Source organism: Pseudogemmobacter blasticus, assembly GCF_003071405.1.
GTDB lineage: Bacteria > Pseudomonadota > Alphaproteobacteria > Rhodobacterales > Rhodobacteraceae > Pseudogemmobacter > Pseudogemmobacter blasticus.
The window spans coordinates 2,629,866-2,651,461 of the sequence record NZ_CP020470.1 but is presented as its reverse complement, the minus strand read 5'-3'; the positions used below and the strand labels follow the sequence as shown (position 1 = coordinate 2,651,461).

Below are 21,596 nucleotides of genomic sequence, written 5' to 3'. Positions count from 1 at the left end.
CCTGATCCTATCAAACAGGCCGAGCCGGAACCGCCGCAGGCAAAAGAAAACCCCCGCCGGGCTTGCGCGCGGCGGGGGCGTTTTCGTCAGGCCCGAAGGCGGGGCGTCACTCGCGGCTTTCGGCCGTATCGACAAGACCCGCATCGAAGCTGCTGTCGAAGTCCGGCTCCGCCGTTTCCAGCGGGGCAGCCAGCGCGGCGGCCTGTTCGGCCTCGCTCCGGCGGGCTTCGATCACCGTCTGGTCGCGGTCGGCGGCGATCTTCTTCACGCGGCCCGTCGCGCCACCCGTCCCGGCCGGGATCAGCCGGCCGACGATGACGTTTTCCTTCAGACCAACCAGCTTGTCGCGCTTGCCCTGAACCGAAGCCTCGGTCAGCACGCGGGTGGTTTCCTGGAAGGACGCCGCCGAAATGAAGCTGCGGGTTTGCAGCGACGCCTTGGTGATGCCCAGAAGAACCGGCTCGGCCTTGGCCTCGCGTCCGCCACGGGCACGGGCCTTGGCGTTTTCTTCCTCCAGCTCCTGCTTCTCGACCTGCTCGCCCTTGAGCAGGGTCGTGTCGCCACCGTCCAGCACCTCGAGCTTTTGCAGCATCTGCCGCACGATCACCTCGATGTGCTTGTCGTTGATCTTCACGCCTTGCAGGCGATACACGTCCTGCACTTCGTCGATCATGTAGTTGGCCAGCGCCTCGATCCCCATGATCCGCAGGATGTCATGCGGAGCAGGGTTGCCGTCCATGATGTAGTCACCCTTCTGGACGAAGTCGCCTTCCTGAACCGGAATGTGCTTGCCCTTGGGGATCATGTATTCCATCGGCTGGATCGTGTCGTCGACCGCCTCGATGGTGATGCGGCGCTTGTTCTTGTAGTCCTTGCCGAAGCGGACATAGCCGTCGTTTTCGGCAATGATCGCGTGATCCTTCGGACGACGGGCTTCGAACAGTTCCGCCACGCGGGGAAGACCCCCGGTGATGTCCTTGGTCTTGGCACCTTCGCGCGGAATCCGCGCCACCACGTCACCCGGCTTCAGCTCTTGCCCGTCTTCCAGCGACAGAACCGCATCCACCGACATCGGGTAGGTGATCGGATTGCCGTTGTCGCCGCGCACCGGTTCCCCCGTGGCCGGATCGACCAGGATGATTTCCGGCTTCAGATCGCTGCCGCGCGGCGCGGAACGCCAGTCGGACACGATCTTCTGCGTCATGCCGGTGGCATCGTCGGTGTCCTCGCGGACCGAGATGCCCGAGATCAGGTCCTTGAACCGCGCCACGCCGGCCTTTTCGGCCACGATCAGCAGGTTGAAGGGGTCCCATTCGAACAGCTTGTTGCCGCGCTTGACCGTCTGGCCGTCCTTGACATGCAGCTTGGCGCCGTAGGTCAGCTTGTGGACGGCGCGTTCCTGCCCCGCCTCGTCGATGATGGCGATCTGCATGTTCCGGCCGATCACGATCTGCTCGCCTGCGGCGTTGGACAGAAGGTTCGCGTTGCGGAACTCGATCTTGCCTTCCTGCGAGGCTTCCAGGAACGACTGCTGGCCACCCTGGGCCACGCCGCCGATGTGGAAGGTCCGCATGGTAAGCTGCGTGCCGGGTTCCCCGATGGACTGGGCGGCGATGATGCCGACCGCTTCGCCCTGGTTCACCAGCGTGCCGCGGGCAAGGTCGCGCCCGTAGCACATGGCGCAGACGCCTTCTTCCGCTTCACAGGTCAGCGGGCTGCGGATGCGGATCGACTGCACGCCGGCCTGACCGATGATGTCGGCGCGACGTTCGTCGATCAGTTCGCCCTTCGCCACCAGCACCTCGTCGGTGCCGGGGACAAGCACGTCATCCGCGGCCACGCGGCCCAGAACCCGTTCCGACAGCGGCGCGGTTTCCTGGCCTTCCTTGACCGCCGCCGAAGCGGTGATCGCGTTTTCGGTGCCGCAGTCGTGGCTGCGGATGATGCAGTCCTGCGCCACGTCCACCAGACGCCGCGTCAGATAGCCCGAGTTCGCGGTCTTCAGCGCGGTGTCAGACAGGCCCTTCCGGGCGCCGTGGGTCGAGTTGAAGTATTCAAGAACGGTCAGACCTTCCTTGAAGTTCGAGATGATCGGCGTCTCGATGATCTCGCCCGAAGGCTTGGCCATCAGGCCGCGCATCCCGCCCAACTGCTTCATCTGGGTGACCGACCCCCGGGCACCCGAGTGGGCCATCATGTAGACCGAGTTCGGCTCCTTCTCGGCGCCGCTCTCTTCGAAGCGCGGGGCCGAGATGGTGGACATCATGGCCTCGGTCACCTTGTCGTTGCACTTCGACCAGGCATCCACAACCTTGTTGTACTTCTCGCCCTGGGTGATCAGACCGTCCAGGTATTGCTGCTCGAAGCCGGCAACCTGATCCTTCACCTCGTTCACGATGGTCCACTTGTTGTCGGGGATCACCATGTCGTCCTTGCCGAACGAGATGCCGGCCTTGAACGCCTCGCGGAAGCCCAGACCCATGATCTGGTCACAGAAGATCACCGATTCCTTCTGGCCGCAGTAGCGGTAGACGGTGTCGATGACGGTCTGCACGTCCTTCTTCCGCAGCAGGCGGTTCACCAGTTCGAACGGTGCCTTGGCGTTCAGCGGCAGCAGGTTGCCCAGCCGCAGGCGGCCGGGGGTGGTTTCAAACCGCTTCCAGACGATGTTGCCTTCGTCATCAACCTGGCGCAGGCGGGCCTGGATCCTGGCGTGCAGGTGCACCGCACCGGCCGCCAGCGCATGTTCGACTTCGTCGATGTCAGCAAAGACCATGCCTTCACCGACCATGCCCTTGCGTTCCATGGTGGTGTAGTACAGCCCCAGCACCATGTCCTGCGACGGCACGATGATCGGCGCGCCGTTGGCGGGCGACAGCACGTTGTTCGTGGACATCATCAGGACGCGCGCCTCAAGCTGGGCTTCCAGCGAGAGCGGAACGTGAACGGCCATCTGGTCGCCGTCGAAGTCGGCGTTGAAGGCCGAGCAGACCAGCGGGTGAAGCTGGATCGCCTTGCCTTCGATCAGGATCGGCTCGAACGCCTGGATGCCCAGACGGTGCAGCGTCGGCGCGCGGTTCAGAAGGACCGGATGTTCGCGGATGACTTCATCCAGAATATCCCAGACCTCCGGGCGTTCCTTCTCGACCAGCTTCTTCGCCTGCTTGACGGTGCTGGACAGGCCCTTCGCCTCAAGCCGCGAATAGATGAACGGCTTGAACAGCTCCAGCGCCATCTTCTTCGGCAGGCCGCACTGGTGCAGCTTCAGTTCCGGCCCGGTCACGATGACCGAACGACCCGAGAAGTCGACCCGCTTGCCCAGAAGGTTCTGGCGGAAGCGGCCCTGCTTGCCCTTCAGCATGTCGGACAGCGATTTCAGCGGGCGCTTGTTGGTGCCCGTGATCACGCGGCCGCGACGGCCGTTGTCGAACAGCGCATCGACCGCCTCTTGCAGCATCCGCTTTTCGTTGCGGACGATGATGTCGGGCGCACGCAGTTCGATCAGCCGCTTCAGACGGTTGTTCCGGTTGATGACCCGGCGATACAGGTCGTTCAGGTCCGACGTGGCGAAGCGGCCGCCGTCCAGCGGGACCAGCGGGCGCAGTTCCGGCGGAATCACCGGCAGCACGGTCAGAACCATCCATTCCGGCCGGTTGCCCGATTCCAGGAAGGATTCAACGATCTTCAGCCGCTTGATGATCTTCTTCGGCTTCAGTTCGCCCGTGGCTTCCTTCAGCTCCTCGCGAAGCTGGTCGGCCAGCGGGCCAAGGTCGATGGCCGCCAGCATTTCCCGAATGGCCTCGGCCCCGATGTTCGCCGTGAAGGCGTCGGCGCCGTACTGGTCCTGCGCGTCGAGGAATTCTTCCTCGGTCATCAACTGGCCATAGGTCAGGTCGGTCAGACCCGGCTCGATGACGACATAGTTTTCAAAGTACAGGATGCGTTCCAGATCGCGCAGCGTCATGTCCAGCATCAGGCCGATGCGGGACGGCAGCGATTTCAGGAACCAGATATGCGCCACCGGCGCGGCCAGTTCGATATGGCCCATGCGTTCGCGGCGCACCTTCTGCAGCGTGACTTCCACGCCGCATTTCTCGCAGACAACGCCGCGATACTTCATGCGCTTGTACTTGCCGCAGAGGCATTCGTAATCCTTGATCGGCCCGAAGATACGGGCGCAGAACAGGCCGTCGCGCTCGGGCTTGAAGGTCCGGTAGTTGATGGTTTCCGGCTTCTTGATCTCGCCATAGGACCACGACAGGATCCGCTCCGGGCTGGCCAGAGAGATCTTGATCTCGTCGAAGGTCTTCAGCGGAGCAACCGGGTTGAACGGGTTGTTCGTCAGTTCCTGGTTCATTTCATCTTCCCAATCAGAGGGTTGCGGTCAGAGGGGCGGGACGGCGCAAGCGCCGCCCCAAAAGCGGGGTGTCCCGCTCACTCCTCCTCCGCATCCAGGAGTTCCATGTTCAGGCCGAGGCCGCGGACTTCCTTCACAAGAACGTTGAAGCTCTCGGGAACGCCCGCTTCGAAGTTGTCCTCGCCCTTGACGATGCTTTCGTAGACCTTGGTCCGGCCTGCCACGTCGTCCGACTTGACCGTCAGCATTTCCTGCAGGGTATAGGCGGCACCATAGGCTTCCAGGGCCCAGACCTCCATTTCCCCAAGGCGCTGACCGCCGAACTGCGCCTTGCCGCCCAGCGGTTGCTGGGTGACCAGGCTGTACGGCCCGGTGGAACGGGCGTGCAGCTTGTCGTCGACCAGGTGGTGCAGCTTGAGCATGTATTTCACGCCCACCGTGACCTTGCGCTGGAACTTCTCGCCGGTGCGGCCGTCGAACACGTCGGACTGGCCCGAAGTGTCAAAGCCCGCGCGACGCAGCGCATCGTTCACGTCCGCTTCCTTGGCGCCGTCGAAGACCGGGGTCGCGATCGGAACGCCCTTGGTCACCAGCGCGGCCTTTTCGACCAGCTCGTCGCTGTCCATGCCGCCGAAGGCGTCTTCATAGGTCTCGTCGCCATAGGCGAAGCGCATCGCCTCGCGCACCGGGGTCAGGTCACCCGACCGGCGGAAGTCGCGCAGCGCCTCGTCGATGCGCAGGCCCAGACCGCGCGCGGCCCAGCCCATATGCGTCTCAAGGATCTGCCCGACGTTCATCCGGCTGGGCACGCCCAGCGGGTTCAGCACCAGGTCGACATGCGTGCCATCGGCCAGGAACGGCATGTCCTCGATCGGAACGACCTTGGAGATAACGCCCTTGTTGCCGTGACGGCCGGCCATCTTGTCGCCCGGCTGCAGCTTGCGCTTCACCGCGACGAACACCTTGACCATCTTCATCACGCCCGGAGGCAGATCGTCGCCGCGACGCACCTTTTCAACCTTGTCGTCGAAACGGTGATCCAGGGCGCGTTTCTGCGCCTCGAACTGGTCGTGCAGGGCTTCGATTTCCTTGGCCTGGTCTTCCTCGGCCACGGCAAGCTGCCACCACTGGCCGCGCGACAGCGTGCCCAGCAGGTCCTCGTCGATCTTCGACCCGGCCTTGATGCCCTTCGGACCCTTGACCGCCTCACGCCCCATCAGCAGCGCCTTGAGACGCGAATAGATGTTGCGTTCCAGGATCGTCAGCTCGTCGTCGCGGTCACGCGCCAGACGTTCGACTTCCTCGCGCTCGATCTGCAGCGCGCGTTCGTCCTTGTCCACGCCATGACGGTTGAACACCCGCACTTCCACCACGGTGCCATAGGCGCCAGGCGGCAGACGCAAGCTGGTGTCGCGCACGTCGCTGGCCTTTTCCCCGAAGATGGCGCGCAGCAGCTTTTCTTCCGGCGTCATCGGGCTTTCGCCCTTGGGGGTGATCTTGCCGACCAGAATGTCGCCCGGGTTCACCTCGGCGCCGATATAGACGATGCCGGCTTCATCCAGGTTGCGCAGGGCTTCTTCACCCACGTTCGGGATGTCGCGGGTAATCTCTTCCGGCCCCAGCTTGGTGTCGCGCGCTGCGACTTCGTATTCCTCGATGTGGATCGAGGTGAACACGTCGTCCTTCAGGATGCGTTCCGAGATCAGGATCGAGTCTTCGTAGTTGTATCCGTTCCAGGGCATGAACGCGACGATCACGTTCCGGCCCAGGGCCAGTTCGCCCATGTCGGTGCAGGGGCCGTCGGCGATCACCTCGCCACGGGTCACCTTGTCACCCACCTTCACCAGCGGACGCTGGTTGATGCAGGACGACTGGTTCGACCGCTTGAACTTGCGCAGACGGTAGATGTCGACGCCCGGTTCACCCGGCTCCAGCAGTTCGGTGGCGCGCACAACGATACGGGTCGCGTCCACCTGGTCGATCACGCCCGAACGGCGGGCCATGATGGCCGCGCCGCTGTCGCGCGCGACAACCGCTTCGATCCCGGTGCCCACGAAGGGGGCATCGGATTGCAGCAGCGGCACAGCCTGACGCTGCATGTTCGAACCCATCAGCGCGCGGTTGGCGTCGTCGTTTTCCAGGAACGGAATCAGCGAGGCCGCGACCGACACCAACTGCTTGGGCGACACGTCGATCAGGTCGATCGCGTCCGGCGGGTTCAGCATGAACTCGCCCGCCTTCCGGCTGGAAATCAGGTCGTCGGTGAACTTGCCGTCCTTGTCCTGGGCGGCGTTCGCCTGGGCAACGGTGTGGCGCATCTCTTCGGTCGCCGACATGTAGACCACCTCGTCGGTGACCTTGGCGTCGATGACCTTGCGATACGGGGTCTCGATGAAGCCGTACTTGTTCACGCGGGCAAAGGTCGCCAGCGAGTTGATCAGACCGATGTTCTGGCCTTCCGGCGTCTCGATCGGGCACATCCGGCCATAGTGCGTCGGGTGAACGTCGCGCACTTCGAAGCCCGCGCGTTCACGGGTCAGACCGCCCGGCCCAAGGGCCGACAGACGGCGCTTGTGGGTGACTTCCGACAGCGGGTTGGTCTGGTCCATGAACTGCGACAGTTGCGAGCTGCCGAAGAATTCACGCACCGCCGCCGCGGCCGGTTTGGCGTTGATCAGGTCTTGCGGCATGATCGTGTCGATTTCCACCGACGACATGCGTTCCTTGATCGCACGGTCCATGCGCAGCAGGCCAACGCGATACTGGTTTTCCATCAGTTCGCCGACCGAACGCACCCGGCGGTTGCCAAGGTGGTCGATGTCGTCGATCTCGCCCTTGCCGTCGCGCAGTTCAACCAGCGCGCGGATGCAGGCGATGATGTCTTCCCGGTCCAGCGTCCGCTGGGTGTCGGGCTTGCCCAGATCAAGGCGCATGTTCATCTTGACCCGGCCCACGGCGGACAGGTCGTAGCGGTCCTTGTCGAAGAACAGCGTGTCGAACAGCGCCGAAGCCGCTTCCACGGTCGGCGGTTCACCCGGGCGCATCACGCGGTAGATGTCCATGAGCGCGGTATCGCGGCCCATGTTCTTGTCCGCCGCCATGGTGTTGCGGATGTAGGGGCCGACATTGACGTTGTCGATGTCCAGCACCGGAATCTCGGTCACGCCCTGGTCAAGCAGAACCTTGATGGTGCCGCCCTTGGGTTCGCCGTCGCGGTCCAGTTCCCAGGTCAGCTCGTCGCCGGCCTCGGCCCAGATCTCGCCGGTTTCCTCGTTGATGATGTCCTTGGCGGCATAGCGGCCGATGATGTGGTCGAACGGCACCAGCAGCTCGGTGACGGCGCCCGCATCCATCCAGTTCTTGACCATCCGCGGGGTGGCCTTTTCGCCGGCCTTCAGGATGACTTCGCCGGTGGCGGCATCCACCAGATCATAGGCCGGGCGGGTGCCACGCACGCGCTCGGGGAAGAACTTGGTGACCCAGCCCTTGTTCTTGACGTAGCGGAATTGAACCGTGTCGTAATAGGCATCCATGATGCCTTCCTGATCCATGCCCAGGGCATAGAGCAGCGTCGTCACCGGCAGCTTGCGGCGACGGTCGATCCGGGCGAACACGATGTCCTTGGCATCGAACTCGAAGTCCAGCCAGCTACCGCGATACGGGATGATGCGGCAGGCGAACAGCAGTTTGCCCGACGAATGGGTCTTGCCCTTGTCATGGTCGAAGAACACGCCGGGGCTGCGGTGCATCTGGCTGACGATCACCCGCTCGGTGCCGTTCACGATGAACGTGCCGTTCGGCGTCATCAGGGGCATGTCGCCCATGTAGACATCCTGTTCCTTGATGTCCTTGACCGACCGGGCGCCGGTGGTTTCATCGACATCGAACACGATCAGGCGCAGCGTCACCTTCAGGGGCGCGGCATAGGTCAGGTCGCGCTGCATGCACTCGTCAACGTCGTACTTCGGCTTTTCCAGCTCGTATTTCACGAATTCCAGAACGGCCGTCTCGTTGAAGTCCTTGATCGGGAACACCGATTGGAAGGTGCCCTGGATGCCTTCGCCGTCCAGCGGCTTCGGACCGTCGCCCGACCGCAGGAACAGGTCGTAGGACGACTTCTGCACCTCGATCAGATTCGGCATTTCCAGAACTTCACGGATCTTGCCGTAATGGCGGCGAATCCGCTTCTGGCCAACGTACGCTTGCTGCGCCATGCTCGTCGTAACCTTTCATCTTTTCGCCGGAACGCATCTCCGTCGGGCCACGGAAAGGCGCGCCGATTGGCGAGGGGCCTGCGGTTCCATACCTGCCACCTGTCCCGTCAGGCAGCTCCCGAACCGTCTGTCGCACCCGGAAAGACGCTTTGCCCGGCAAAGCCCCTTTCAAGACGCGATTTGGCTGGGGACGGATTGCTCTGTCCCCAGCCAGAAATCATCGCTGCGGAATGGTCCGCAAGCGCGATTACTTCAGCTCGACCTTGGCGCCAGCCTCTTCGAGCTTCTTCTTGAAGCCTTCGGCGTCAGCCTTCGAGACGCCTTCCTTCACCTTGCCGCCAGCTTCGACCAGGTTCTTCGCTTCAACGAGGCCCAGGCCGGTGATGGCGCGGACTTCCTTGATGACGTTGATCTTGTTCGCGCCGGCATCCGTCAGGACAACGTCGAACTCGGTCTTTTCTTCCGCGGCTTCAACAGCGGCGGCCGGACCAGCGGCCATCATGACGGCGCCACCGGCGGCCGGCTCGATGCCATACTTGTCCTTCAGGATGGTCTTCAGTTCCTGCGCTTGCAGCAGGGTCAGACCGACGATTTCTTCGGCGAGTTTGTTCAGATCAGCCATTTGCTCATTCCGTAAGGTTAGATGGGTTCCAACGACGTTTGGTCAACCACGAAGGGATGTCGAAGATCAGGCCGCGGCCTTTTCCTCGATGGTTTTCAGAATGCCAGCGATGTTTGCAGCAGGCGCGCCAATGGCCCCGGCGATGTTCGACGCCGGCGCACCGATGCACGACACGATCTGAGCGATAAGCTCTTCGCGCGACGGCATGGAAGCGACGGCCTTGACACCGGCCTGGTCCAGGATCGTGTTGCCCATGGCACCGCCCAGCAGAACGAACTTGTCGTTCGACTTGGCATAAGCCTCGCAGACCTTGGCCGCAGCCACGGGGTCTTCGGAATAGGCAAACACGGTCATGCCCGTCAGCAGGTCACCCATCTTTGCAGCGGGCTTCCCTTCGAGGGCGATCTTGGCGAGCTTGTTCTTGGCAACGCGGACGGACCCGTTAACGTCGCGCATCTTCGCGCGCAGGTCCTGCATCTGTGCAACCGTCATGCCTTCGTAGTGGGCAACCACCACGACGCCAGAGCTTTCGAAGATCTGGCCGAGTTCCTCGACCACTTTCTCTTTCTGGGCTCTATCCACAGTTTCACTCCAAGTTGGGGGTCTCCCCCCGGCTCAATTCAGTGGAACATCCGAAGGATGCCCCACGTTCGGGTCCACGATGCAGTCCCGAGAGCCAGATCGCCCGAGGGAACCTCGGGGAAAAAACGTCTCGAACTCCATCTCGGGCAGGGTATTAAGGCGTTTGCGCACCACCCGCCGTCTCGGACAAAGCAAGTCGGGGCAACGTGACGAATCACGCAGCCACGACAGAGGCCGTGCATATCCGCTTGTTCCGGCCAAGCCAAGACGCCGCATCACGGAACTGCGGCTCCGGCATCAGTTTTCGCCCCAAACGGCGGCGAAGGCGGACGCGGGGGCGGTTTCCATCCTTGCAGACGGCCCGCAAAAAGAAAACCACCGGCCCGGGGGCCGGTGGCTTCAATGCTCTGCAACCGGCTCAGGCCGAGGCGGTCGAGGACAGGTCCAGCGAAACGCCCGGGCCCATGGTCGAGCTGAGCGAGACCTTCTTGACATAGGTGCCCTTGGCCCCCGGCGGCTTGGCGCGGGTCACGGCTTCCACGAAGGCGCGGACGTTCTGCGCCAGCTTCTCGTCCGAGAACGACACCTTGCCGACGCCGGCATGGATCACGCCGGCCTTTTCGACCTTGAACTGCACTTCGCCGCCCTTGGCCCCTTCGACGGCCGTTTTCACGTCCATCGTCACGGTGCCGACCTTGGGGTTCGGCATCAGGTTGCGCGGGCCCAGGATCTTGCCCAGACGGCCGACCAGCGGCATCATGTCCGGCGTCGCGATGCAACGGTCGAACTCGATCTTGCCCGACTGGATGGTTTCCAGCAGGTCTTCCGCACCCACGATGTCCGCACCGGCGGCCTTGGCTTCATCAGCCTTGGCGCCACGGGCGAACACGGCCACGCGCACGGTCTTGCCCGTGCCGTTCGGCAGGGCCACCACGCCGCGGACCATCTGGTCGGCGTGACGCGGGTCAACGCCCAGGTTCATCGCGATTTCGACGGTTTCGTCGAACTTGGCCGAGGCGGCCTTCTTGATCAGGCCGACAGCATCTTCAACCGACAGGTTGGCCTTGCCGACGAACAGCTCCTGCGCCTTCTTCACGCGCTTTGCGATCTTTGTCATGGCTTCAGCCCTTCACTTCGATGCCGCAGGACTTGGCCGAGCCAAGGATGATGTTCATCGCCGCTTCCACGGAATTGGCGTTGAGATCCTTCATCTTGGTTTCGGCGATCTTGCGCAGTTGCGCCGCGGTGATCGAACCGGCCACTTCGCGGCCCGGCTTGGACGACCCCTTCGAACGCGACCGCTTGCCCACTTGCGGCAGACCGGCGGCCTGCTTCACCAGGAACGAAGCCGGCGGCGTCTTCAGCTCAAGGCTGAACGACTTGTCGGCGTAATAGGTGATGATCACCGGCGTCGGGGTGCCCGGGGGCAGTTCCGCCGACTTGGCGTTGAATTCCTTGACGAACGCCATGATGTTCAGGCCGCGCTGACCCAGCGCGGGGCCCACCGGCGGCGACGGGTTGGCTTGTCCCGCCTTCACCTGCAGCTTGAGGCTGCCCATGATCTTCTTGGCCATCTGGCCTACTCCTCTGTCACTGCGCCCCGAAGGCGCGGTTTAGCGGTGCGGTCCGACATCCCCGGTCAGGGATGCTCGCCTCCCGCGCGATACACTCAGATGCCCTTGGTCACCTGGGTGAATTCCAGTTCGACGGGCGTCGCCCGCCCGAAGATCGAGACCGAGACCTTGAGCCGGTTTGCCGACTCGTCCACTTCCTCGACCATGCCATCGAAGCCATCGAACGGGCCGTCGGTGACCTTGACCTTCTCGCCGATGTCGAAGCGGATCAGGTTGCGCGGCTGTGCCTCGCCCCCTTCGACGCTCCGGCTCAGCATCGTGTTCACCTCGGCGTCACGCATCGGCATCGGCTTGCCTTGCGGGCCCAGGAACCCCGTCACCCGGTTGATCGACGAGATCAGGTGATAGCCCCGGCTCGACATCTCCATGTGGACCAGCACATAGCCGGGCATGAAGCGGCGCTCGGACGTCACCTTCTTGCCGCGCCGGACCTCGATCACCTCTTCGGTCGGCACCAGCACTTCGTCGATCTCGTCGCCAAGATTCGCGTCCGCCACAGCCGTCTTGATCTGTTCGGCAACCTTCTTCTCGAAATTCGAGAGGACGCTTACCGAATACCAGCGCTTTGCCATGGTGCCGCTTCTTCCTTATTGCGGGAGCCTTGCGCCCCTTCGTGGTTTTCCTGAACAAAAAACAGCGCGCACCTCGAATCGATGCGCGCCTTTTGCCTTTGGTCGGTCGCGGATTAGCCTCTAGGCCGCCCCGGATCAAGCAAAATCAGGTCTCAGGCGCCGATGACCAGCGTCAGGCCCCAGCGGATGATCACATCGACCAGGCTGAAAAACACCGCCGTCAGGGCCGCCAGGATGAAGACCATGACCGTGGTCAGCAAGACCTCGCGCCGGCCGGGCCAGTGGATCTTGGCCACTTCGCCACGGACTTGCTGAAGAAACTGGAGCGGGTTCGCGGCCATGGGCTGCCCTTCGGGTTCGGATCATCGGTTGCGCGTCGAGATACGGCCTGCCGCCCCGGATTTCAAGCGCCGCGACAGAGTGAAACGCCCCATGGTCCGGGTTCGCGGCGTCGAAGGCTGGCAAGGATCAGGAAAAGGGACCATGGCAGGGGCAGCAGGGCTTGAACCCGCGACCTACGGTTTTGGAGACCGTCGCTCTACCAACTGAGCTATACCCCTGTGGTCGGCGCAGGGGTTACGGCAGGCAGCGCAAGAGGTCAAGGGGTCTTGCGGCCGCTCTTTGTCGCGGCCGGCGGTCAGCGGAACCGGCCGCCGCGCTGGATGACCTCGATCTGATAGCCGTCCGGGTCGGCAATGAAGAAGAACCGCGCCACCGGGGTCTCGCCGTTGCGGAAATCGACAATCCCGCGCGGGGCAAGGCCGGCGGCGGTCAGGCGGGCGTGTTCGGCCTGAACGTCCTCCACCGTCACGGCAAGATGGCCATAGCCTTCGCCCGGGGCGTAAGGCTCGGTCCGGCCCTTGTTGACCGTCAGTTCCAGTTCGAAGTCGGACTCGGGGTTCGACAGGTAGATCAGGGTGAATCCTTCGAACTCCAGCCGGTCGGCGGGCCTCAGCCCGAAGGCGGTATCATAGAAGGCGACCGAACGCGCCTCGTCCAGAACGCGAATCATCGAGTGAACGGCCTTGGCCATGGGGCACCTCTTGCGGCGGGGGTTGCGGGCGGCGGCGTAGCACAGGCCCCGCACAGGGCCAACCCGCGCCCGTCGCGGGCGGTCGCCAAGCAAAAGGGCCGCCCGAAGGCGGCCCTTTGTCTCGGTCTGGTCCGAAGGATCAGGCGATGATCTTGGAAACGACCCCTGCTCCAACCGTGCGGCCGCCTTCGCGGATGGCGAAGCGCAGTTTTTCTTCCATGGCGATCGGCGCGATCAGTTCGACTTCGAACTTCAGGTTGTCGCCCGGCATCACCATTTCCGTGCCTTCCGGCAGCTTCACCGTGCCCGTCACGTCGGTCGTGCGGAAGTAGAACTGCGGACGGTAGTTCGCGAAGAACGGCGTGTGGCGGCCGCCTTCTTCCTTGGTCAGGATGTAGGCTTCGGCCTCGAACTTCGTGTGCGGGTTCACCGACTTCGGCTTGCACAGCACCTGGCCGCGTTCCACGCCGTCACGGTCGATGCCGCGCAGCAGCACGCCCACGTTGTCGCCCGCTTCCCCGCGATCCAGCAGCTTGCGGAACATTTCCACGCCCGTGCAGGTGCTCTTCTTGGTGTCGCGGATGCCCACGATTTCAACTTCGTCGCCGACGTTGATCACGCCGCGCTCGATCCGGCCGGTCACAACCGTGCCGCGGCCCGAGATCGAGAACACGTCTTCGATCGGCATCAGGAACGGCTGGTCGATCGCCCGCGCCGGGGTCGGGATGTAGCTGTCAACCGCCGCCATCAGCGCGCGGATCGAATCCTCGCCGATGTCCTTGCGCTCGCCGATCATCGCCTGGTGGGCAGAGCCCTTGACGATCGGAATGTCATCGCCCGGGTATTCGTAGGACGAGAACAGTTCGCGGATTTCCATCTCGACCAGTTCCAGCAGTTCCGGGTCGTCGACCAGGTCCACCTTGTTCATGTAGCAGACCATGTACGGAATACCGACCTGACGGCCCAGCAGGATGTGCTCGCGCGTTTGCGGCATCGGGCCGTCCGACGCGGCGCAGACCAAGATCGCGCCGTCCATCTGCGCGGCACCCGTGATCATGTTCTTCACATAGTCGGCGTGGCCGGGGCAGTCGACGTGCGCGTAGTGACGGTTCTCGGTCTCGTACTCGACGTGCGCCGTCGAGATCGTGATCCCCCGAGCCCGCTCTTCCGGCGCGCCGTCGATCTGGTCATAGGCCCGGAATTCACCGAAATACTTCGTGATCGCAGCCGTCAGCGTCGTCTTGCCATGGTCAACGTGACCAATGGTCCCGATGTTCACATGCGGTTTGTTACGTTCAAACTTTGCCTTTGCCATCGTGGCCGCCCTTGTTTCGTGGGGCCCCGGAAAAGGACCCTCGGTTCACTCGCGCGGCGACTTACTGGCAGGAGCCGGGAAAATCAAGCCTCAGTTACCGGAATGGCCTGTCTGCGGTGCCGCAGCCGGCGCCGCGGCAGCGGCGGCCTTCTTGGCCGCAGCGGCCGCCTTGGCGTCCGATTTCACGGTGACGGCACGGGCGGCGATGGCGGCATCCATCTGTTCCGGCGTCATCCCGAACCACTGCGGGTTCTGCACCAGCCAGTCCTCGACCTTCTTGGCGGCGTTGTAGGACAGCGCCTCCATCTGCTGCTTCTTGTTGCGCGTGATGCCGGTGCCGATCACGCTTTCGCCGGACAGGCCTTCGAAGACGGTGAACTGCTTGCCTTCCTCGTTCAGCTTCTTGCGCGCGGCGTCGTCCCAGATGTTGGCGGTGATCACCAGCACCGACTTGGGCGCCGCGACAACCGGAATGCCGGGCGGGGCCAGCGCATAGCCATCCACCGAGATGCCGATGTTGTAGAGTTTGGTCCCCTGGTAGCGGCCGAAACGGTCGGCCACGGCCTTGGTCATGGCGGCTTCCCATTCGGCGGGGGTCGCCGGGCGGCTGATCGGCACCATCTCCACCTTGTCGGCCACCACGATGTTCAGGCCCAGCGCGAATTCGCCCAGCGGCATGGGCGGTTCGGCCAGATCGTTGCGGCCACAGGCGGCAAGGCCGACAACCATCAGGGCAGGGAACAGGTGGCGCAGGGCCATCGGCAGATACTCCGCAAGGACACGAGACCGGCCCAGCCATAGCCGAGCAACGGGGATGCCGCAACGCCCTCGCAAAATACCGGCGGCGCCCTATCTACAGTCCATGACCCGGACACCGCCCGACACAGCCCCCCTGCCCGTCCGCGTGCCGCTGGCCACGCGGCCACTGGGGGTCTGGGGGTCGCTTCAGGCCGGGCGGCGCAATGTTCTGGAACTGGTGCCCGAAATCGCCACCCATGCGCCGATCCTCAGCGGCACGACCGCGCGGCGCTGGCACATGCTGATGGACCCCGACGCCCTGAAGCGGGTCTTGCGGGACAATGTCGGGAACTACCCCAAGTCGGTGGTGACCAAGCTGATCCTGTCGCCGGCCATCGGAGAAAGCCTGTTCGTGGCCGACGGGGCGGAATGGATGTGGCAGCGCCGCACCGCCGCGCCGGTGTTCTCGCATCGCAACGTGGCGGCCCTGGCCCCGGTGATGACGGCGGCGGCGGAACGGGTCTCGGCCCGGCTGGTGCCGGGGCGCGCGGCGAACCTGTTCGACGAGATGGTGACGGCCACCTTCGAGGTGATCTCGGATGTCACCTTTTCCGGCGGCAAGGCGTTTGACCGCGCGGCGGTGCACAGGGCGATCGAGCAATACATCGCGGACAACGCCAGGGTTTCGCTGCTGGACATCCTGGGCGCCCCGGCCTGGGTGCCCCGGCTGGGGCGGCTGCGCACCGGGGCGGCGATGCAATCGACCAAGCGGCTGGCAGACGGGGCCATCACGGCCCGGCGGGCCGAAGGCGCCAAGACACCGCCCGATCTGCTGGACCTGCTGATGGCCGGGGAAGACCCTGAAAGCGGCCGGCGCATGACCACGGAAGAATTGCGCGACAACCTGCTGACCTTCATCGTCGCGGGGCATGAGACAACCGCGCTGACGCTGGGCTGGGCGCTGTACCTCTGCGCCTTCGATCCCGCGGTGCAACAGGCGGCGCGAACCGAGGCGCAGGCCGCGCTGGGGGATCGCGCCGCCGGGGTGGGCGACCTGCCCGCGCTGCCGCTGACCCGCCGCATCGTGGACGAGGCGCTGCGGATGTATCCGCCGGCCGCCTTTCTGTCCCGCACCGCGCAGGCCCCCGATGAGCTGTGCGGCCGCGAAGTGCGCCGGGGCGATACGGTGATCCTGCCGATCTATGCGCTGCACCGCCATCACAAGCTGTGGGAGGCCCCCGATGCCTTCCGCCCCGACCGCTTTGCCGACCCCCGGGCGATCCCACGCTTCCACTACCTGCCCTTCGGCGACGGCCCCCGCGTCTGCATCGGCGCCAGTTTCGCCCTGCAAGAGGCGGTGATCATCCTGGCCACCCTGCTGGCCCGGTTCCGCTTTGCGCGCGTTCCGGGGCGCGACCCGAAGCCGGTGATGATCCTGACGCTGCGGCCCGAAGGCGGGGTCTGGCTGATGGTCGACAGGGCCTGAGTCCGCCGGGCCTGCCCCGCAGGCCGGGGGCGCTGCCCCCGGACCCCCGGGATATCGAGACAGATGAAAGGGCAAAGGCGGCGCCGGCCTTCATCTGTCTGGAAATATCCCCGCCGGAGGCACGCCCGAGCCGGTTGGCGCGGAACGCGCCAGAGGCGAGAGACCGGACGTGCAGCCGCGCCCTGGCGCGGCTGCGCCATTCAGGTGAAGCGGTTGTCGCGGGGGAAGCCGCGCGGGGCCATCTTGCCCGCCCCGGCGCGGGCGCCCTGCCATTCGGTCAGGTCGGCCTCGGTCCGGGTCCGGCCGGCGGGGTCTTTCCACGTCAGGCCCTCGGACAGGGTGAAGGTGATCGCGTCCGACAGGCCGCCGTCCTTGTATTTCTGCAACCGCACGCCCTTGCCCCGCGCCATTTCCGGCAGGTCGGCCAGCGGGAAGACCAGAAGTTTGCGGTTGTCGCCCACCACGGCCACATGATCGCCACGCACCGGCAGGCAGACCCGGGCCTTTTCGCCCTCTTTCACGTTCAGCACCTGCTTGCCCGTCTTGGTCTGGGCCAGCAATTCCTCGGCCGGAACAACGAAGCCATCGCCCGCGGTCGAGGCCAGCAGGTATTTCACCCCGGGCCGGAACACGATCATGTCGGTGATGCCGGTGTCGTTCGGCAGATCGACCATCAGGCGCAGCGGTTCGCCCATGCCGCGCCCCCCCGGCAGGTTGGCGCCGAGCAGGGTGTAGAAGCGGCCATTCTCGGCCACGACCAGGATCTTGTCGGTGGTCTCGGCATGGAAGGCGAAACGGGGGCCGTCGCCATCCTTGAACTTCTGTTCGGCGGCCAGATCGACATGGCCCTTCATCGCGCGGATCCAGCCCATGCGGGAACAGATCACGGTGATCGGCTCGCGCTCGATCATCGCCTCGACGGGCACCTCCTCGAACTCGCCCGCCTCGGCAAAACTGGTGCGGCGGTCGCCCAGCACGGTGCCCTTGCCGAACTTCTTGCGAATCTCTTCCAGCTCGGCGCCGATCTTCTTCCATTGCAGCCGGTCGCTTTCCAGCAGGTCGGCCAGCCCGGCGCGTTCCTGCATCAGCTCATCGCGTTCGCGGCGCAGCTCCATCTCTTCCAGCCGGCGCAGACTGCGCAGCCGCATGTTGAGAATGGCCTCGGCCTGCACCTCGGTCAGCTCGCCCTCGCCCGCCGGCGGGGTGCGGTAGTCCTTTTCCGAAACGGCGCGCGGATGGTCGCGGCCCCAGTCCTCGCGCATCAGGGCGGAACGGGGATCGTCGTCGTAGCGGATGATGTCGATCACCCGGTCAAGGTTGAGGTAGGCAATGATGAAGCCTTCCAGCACCTCAAGGCGGGCGTCGATCTTCTCGATCCGGTGTTCCGACCGGCGGCGCAGCACCTCGCGGCGGTGGTCCAGGAAGGCGCGCAGTACTTCCTTCAGCGAACAGACCTTGGGCACGCGGCCGTCGATCAGCACGTTCATGTTCAGCGAGAACCGGGTTTCAAGGTCGCTGTTGCGGAACAGCATCCCCATCAGAACCTCGGGGTCCACGGTGCGGGCGCGGGGTTCCAGCACGATGCGCAGGTCTTCGGCAGATTCGTCGCGCACATCGGCCAGCAGCGGCACCTTCTTCAGTTCGATCAGCTCGGCCAGCTTTTCGATCAGCTTGGACTTGGCCACCTGGAACGGAATTTCGGTCACGACGATCTGCCAGGTGCCGCGCCCCAGATCCTCGACCTGCCATCTGGCGCGGGTGCGGAAACTGCCGCGCCCCGTTTCATAGGCTTCGAGAATCGCCTCCTTCGGTTCGACCATGACGCCGCCGGTGGGGAAATCGGGGCCGGGAATATGGGCAACCAGATCGGCGGTGGTCGCCTCGGGGTTCTTCAGCAGCAGGTGGCAGCCCTGGATCAGCTCATCCAGATTGTGCGGCGGGATGTTCGTCGCCATGCCCACGGCAATCCCGCTGGACCCGTTGGCCAAGAGGTTCGGAAAGGCGGCCGGCATGACCACCGGCTCTTCCAGCGTGCCGTCGTAATTCGGGCGGAAATCGACCGAGTTCTCGGCCAGACCTTCCATCAGCGTCTCGGCGATGGCGGTCAGCCGGGCCTCGGTGTAGCGGCTGGCGGCGGGGCTGTCGCCGTCGATGTTGCCAAAGTTGCCCTGCCCGTCAACCAGCGGGTAGCGGACGTTGAAATCCTGCGCCAGACGCGCCATCGCGTCATAGATCGCGGCATCGCCATGCGGGTGATAGTTCCCCATCACGTCGCCCGCGATCTTGGCCGATTTGCGGAAGGCGCTGGAAGCGGTCAGCCGCAATTCCCGCATCGCGTACAGGATTCGCCGGTGAACCGGCTTCAGCCCGTCGCGCGCATCGGGCAGGGCCCGGTGCATGATGGTGGACAGCGCATAGGTCAGGTAGCGTTCACCGATGGCCCGCGAAAGCGGCTCGGAAACGGTGACGCCATAGGTCTTGTCGGGTTCGTCTTCTGCGGACATGGATGTTGTGTATTGCGGGCGGCGGGCGCGGTCCAGCCGGTTTTGCCGGCGGCACCGGGATGACCGGGGTGATTTTCCCCCTGCAGGGCCGGGGGGATTGTGCTAGACCCGGGTCAACGCCTTCTGCCTTATCCCTGGTGACCTGATGTTCCGTCTGACCGCGCTTCTCTGTGCTGCCATGTTTGCAACCCTGCTGATCGCGGGCGCCGACCGGGGCCAGATGCGCCCGGGTCTGGCGCGGGCCGTGGCCCAGGGCGAGAAGATCGTGATCGTTGAACGCCGCATGGCCAAGGCGGCGCCAGCCCCGACCCCTGCGCCGGAACCCGCCGCCATGACAACGGTCGAGGTGGCCCCCGCCCCGCAGATTGCGGCCTATGTGCCGCCGCCGGAACCGACGCCGGCCGAAGCCATGCCCGAACCCTCGCCGGTGTTCACCCTGTCGGCCCTGCCCTCGCTGGGCGGCGACCGGGTCGATGCCACGGCCAGCCTGCCGCAGGAAACCGCCCCCGAGGCAACGCCGCCCGTTGTCGGCGGCGATGTCTGGTATGTGGCGGCCAGCACGGTGAACGTGCGGCAAGGGCCGTCGACCGACGCCTCGGTCGTGGGCAAGCTGGGCGCGGGCGAGGCGGTCACGGTGCTGGGCAGCGTCGATGCCGAATGGACCGAGATCTCCATCGAAGGCGATGGCCTTCAGGGCTTTGTCGCCACCCGTTTCCTCAGCGCCGAAGCACCCTGAACACACCCGGACCGGCCCCTGCCGGTTTGACGCGCGGCCATGCGCGGCCTAAGTCCGATCGGAACAGGGCGCGGGCACAGGCGGGCAGAACCATGGGCAGATCGATTCTCATCACCGGCTGCTCTTCGGGCATCGGCCTTGATGCCGCGCGGGGGCTGCGCGCCCGCGGCTGGCGCGTCTTCGCCACCTGCCGGCAAGAGGCCGATTGCGAAAGGCTGCGCGCCGAAGGCTTCGAAAGTTTCCGGCTGGATCTGGCGGATGAAGACAGCATCGCCGCGGCCGTGGCCACGGTGTTGGACCGCACCGGCGGCACGCTGGATGCGCTTTACAACAACGGCGCCTTCGCCTGCCCCGGCGCGGTGGAAGACCTGCCGCGCGGCGCCCTGCGCGAGATCTTCGAGGTCAACCTGTTCGGCACGCATGACCTGACGCGCCGGGTGATCCCGATCATGCGCGCGCAGGGGCATGGCCGGATCGTCAACTGCTCCTCCGTTCTGGGCATCGTCGGCGCGCGCTGGCGCGGCGCCTATGTCTCCACCAAATTCGCGCTTGAGGGCCTGTCCGATGTGCTGCGGCTGGAAATGCAGGGCACCGGGATTCAGATCATCCTGATCGAGCCGGGGCCGATCACCAGCCGAATCCGCGAAAACTCGGTCGCGCATTTTGAAAAATGGGTGAACTGGCAGGCCTCGGCCCGGGCCGACGAATACCGCAGCCTGCAACACCGGCTCTACAAGGCGAAGGACGCGCCCGATACCTTTGAACTGCCGCCGTCCGCCGTGACCGCAAGGCTGGTGAAGGCGCTGGAAAGCCCCCGGCCGCGCGCGCGCTACTATGTGACCACGCCCACGCATATCGCCGGCCTTGCGCGGCGGCTGCTGCCCACGCGGGCGCTGGACTGGCTGGTCGGACGCGGAAGCTGATCCGCCTGTCGGCTTTGCGATTGGACGGCGGGGCCTTTCCGCATTAACTGCTTGAGACGGATTCAGGGGGGAACGGACATGCTGAACGATCCGCTGGCGATAGTGGCCGCCGTGGCTTCGGCCGTTGTGGCGGGGATTCTGATCTTCGGCATCCTGACCTTTGCGCGCGGCGGCGAATACAACCGCCTGAACGCCAACAAGATCATGCGCTGGCGGCTGATGGCGCAATTCGTGGCCGTGGTGCTGATCGCCGGCCTGGCCTGGCTGATGTCAAAGGGATAAATCATGGTTGTGCTGTCGAAGATCTACACCCGCACCGGCGATGCGGGCGAAACCGCTCTGGGCAACGGGGCGCGGGTGCCCAAACATGCCCTGCGCGTTTCGGCCTATGGCACGGTGGATGAAACCAACGCCACGGTGGGCCTGGCCCGGCTTCATGCGACAGATGAGATGGCCGCCGCGCTGGCGCGGATTTCCAACGACCTGTTCGATCTGGGCGCCGATCTCTGCACCCCCGACCGGCATCTGGATTCCACCCTGTCCTACACGCCCCTGCGGATGATCGAAACGCAGGTCGCCCGGCTGGAAGCCGAGATTGACGTGATGAACGCCCGGCTGCAGCCGCTGCGCAGCTTCATCCTGCCCGGCGGCAGCGCGCTGGCCGCGCAACTGCACCTGTGCCGCACCATCAGCCGCCGCGCCGAACGCATGGTCGTGGAACTGGCCGCGGTCGAGGACGTGAACCCCGAGGCGGTGAAATACCTCAACCGGCTGTCGGACTGGTTCTTCGTGGCCGGCCGCATTGCCAACAACGACGGCAAGGATGACGTGCTCTGGGTTCCGGGCCTGACCCGCTGACCGCAAGCAAGGACAGGCGGCC

General features: G+C 64.8%; 17 protein-coding genes and 1 tRNA gene. 5 read left to right on the top strand and 13 right to left on the bottom strand.

What is annotated here, in order from left to right; genetic code table 11:
- Window positions 1-106: 106 nt before the first annotated feature.
- The 12 genes from rpoC to B6K69_RS12855 form a co-directional block, all read right to left on the bottom strand.
- The gene (gene rpoC, locus B6K69_RS12910; protein WP_108644071.1) at window positions 107-4,357 is read right to left on the bottom strand and encodes a DNA-directed RNA polymerase subunit beta'; all 4,251 of its coding nucleotides are present in this window, start codon (window positions 4,355-4,357) and stop codon (window positions 107-109) included.
- Between the two features lie 77 nt (window positions 4,358-4,434).
- Window positions 4,435-8,571 (bottom strand): DNA-directed RNA polymerase subunit beta, encoded by a 4,137-nt coding sequence (gene rpoB, locus B6K69_RS12905; RefSeq protein WP_108644070.1) that lies wholly within the window; start codon window positions 8,569-8,571, stop codon window positions 4,435-4,437.
- A 247-nt stretch (window positions 8,572-8,818) separates the two neighbouring features.
- Window positions 8,819-9,193, bottom strand: a complete 375-nt coding sequence (gene rplL, locus B6K69_RS12900) for a 50S ribosomal protein L7/L12 (protein ID WP_107674708.1) — start codon at window positions 9,191-9,193, stop codon at window positions 8,819-8,821.
- Window positions 9,194-9,259: 66 nt separating this feature from the next.
- On the bottom strand, window positions 9,260-9,775 hold the full coding sequence (rplJ, locus tag B6K69_RS12895) for a 50S ribosomal protein L10 (protein WP_107674710.1): 516 nt from the start codon (window positions 9,773-9,775) through the stop codon (window positions 9,260-9,262).
- 418 nt (window positions 9,776-10,193) lie between these two features.
- Entirely contained in the window at window positions 10,194-10,892 is a 699-nt protein-coding gene (gene rplA / locus B6K69_RS12890) for a 50S ribosomal protein L1 (RefSeq protein WP_108644069.1), read from the bottom strand.
- 4 nt (window positions 10,893-10,896) lie between these two features.
- Window positions 10,897-11,349, bottom strand: coding sequence for a 50S ribosomal protein L11 (rplK, locus tag B6K69_RS12885; protein ID WP_107674713.1), 453 nt, complete (start codon window positions 11,347-11,349; stop codon window positions 10,897-10,899).
- A 95-nt stretch (window positions 11,350-11,444) separates the two neighbouring features.
- Complete coding sequence (gene nusG, locus B6K69_RS12880) at window positions 11,445-11,981, bottom strand: transcription termination/antitermination protein NusG (protein ID WP_107674715.1); 537 nt, start codon at window positions 11,979-11,981, stop codon at window positions 11,445-11,447.
- A 152-nt stretch (window positions 11,982-12,133) separates the two neighbouring features.
- Window positions 12,134-12,322, bottom strand: a complete 189-nt coding sequence (gene secE, locus B6K69_RS12875) for a preprotein translocase subunit SecE (protein WP_107674717.1) — start codon at window positions 12,320-12,322, stop codon at window positions 12,134-12,136.
- A gap of 143 nt (window positions 12,323-12,465) precedes the next feature.
- A tRNA-Trp gene (locus tag B6K69_RS12870) sits at window positions 12,466-12,541 on the bottom strand.
- 77 nt (window positions 12,542-12,618) lie between these two features.
- Window positions 12,619-13,014, bottom strand: a complete 396-nt coding sequence (locus B6K69_RS12865) for a VOC family protein (RefSeq protein ID WP_108644068.1) — start codon at window positions 13,012-13,014, stop codon at window positions 12,619-12,621.
- A 139-nt stretch (window positions 13,015-13,153) separates the two neighbouring features.
- Window positions 13,154-14,329 carry an elongation factor Tu gene (gene tuf, locus B6K69_RS12860; protein ID WP_108644067.1) on the bottom strand — a complete coding sequence of 392 codons (1,176 nt, stop codon included), beginning with the start codon at window positions 14,327-14,329 and terminating at the stop codon, window positions 13,154-13,156.
- A gap of 90 nt (window positions 14,330-14,419) precedes the next feature.
- Window positions 14,420-15,088: a hypothetical protein gene (locus B6K69_RS12855; protein WP_228156732.1), complete on the bottom strand. Its 669-nt coding sequence runs from the start codon at window positions 15,086-15,088 to the stop codon at window positions 14,420-14,422.
- A gap of 103 nt (window positions 15,089-15,191) precedes the next feature.
- Here B6K69_RS12855 and B6K69_RS12850 point away from each other — a divergent pair, with 103 nt between their 5' ends.
- Window positions 15,192-16,553 carry a cytochrome P450 gene (locus B6K69_RS12850; protein ID WP_108644066.1) on the top strand — a complete coding sequence of 454 codons (1,362 nt, stop codon included), beginning with the start codon at window positions 15,192-15,194 and terminating at the stop codon, window positions 16,551-16,553.
- Between the two features lie 200 nt (window positions 16,554-16,753).
- On the opposite strand, the gene B6K69_RS12845 is transcribed toward B6K69_RS12850, so the two are convergent.
- The gene (locus B6K69_RS12845) at window positions 16,754-19,057 is read right to left on the bottom strand and encodes a DNA topoisomerase IV subunit A (protein ID WP_108644065.1); all 2,304 of its coding nucleotides are present in this window, start codon (window positions 19,055-19,057) and stop codon (window positions 16,754-16,756) included.
- Between the two features lie 145 nt (window positions 19,058-19,202).
- Here B6K69_RS12845 and B6K69_RS12840 point away from each other — a divergent pair, with 145 nt between their 5' ends.
- The 4 genes from B6K69_RS12840 to B6K69_RS12825 all read left to right on the top strand — a co-directional run bounded on the left by B6K69_RS12840 (window position 19,203) and on the right by B6K69_RS12825 (window position 21,574).
- Window positions 19,203-19,793 (top strand): SH3 domain-containing protein, encoded by a 591-nt coding sequence (locus B6K69_RS12840; protein ID WP_108644064.1) that lies wholly within the window; start codon window positions 19,203-19,205, stop codon window positions 19,791-19,793.
- 92 nt (window positions 19,794-19,885) lie between these two features.
- Window positions 19,886-20,716 (top strand): SDR family NAD(P)-dependent oxidoreductase, encoded by an 831-nt coding sequence (locus B6K69_RS12835; protein ID WP_108644063.1) that lies wholly within the window; start codon window positions 19,886-19,888, stop codon window positions 20,714-20,716.
- Between the two features lie 78 nt (window positions 20,717-20,794).
- The gene (locus B6K69_RS12830; RefSeq protein ID WP_107672675.1) at window positions 20,795-20,998 is read left to right on the top strand and encodes a twin transmembrane helix small protein; all 204 of its coding nucleotides are present in this window, start codon (window positions 20,795-20,797) and stop codon (window positions 20,996-20,998) included.
- Window positions 20,999-21,001: 3 nt separating this feature from the next.
- Window positions 21,002-21,574, top strand: coding sequence for a cob(I)yrinic acid a,c-diamide adenosyltransferase (locus B6K69_RS12825; RefSeq protein ID WP_108644062.1), 573 nt, complete (start codon window positions 21,002-21,004; stop codon window positions 21,572-21,574).
- The last annotated feature ends 22 nt before the right edge of the window (window positions 21,575-21,596 follow it).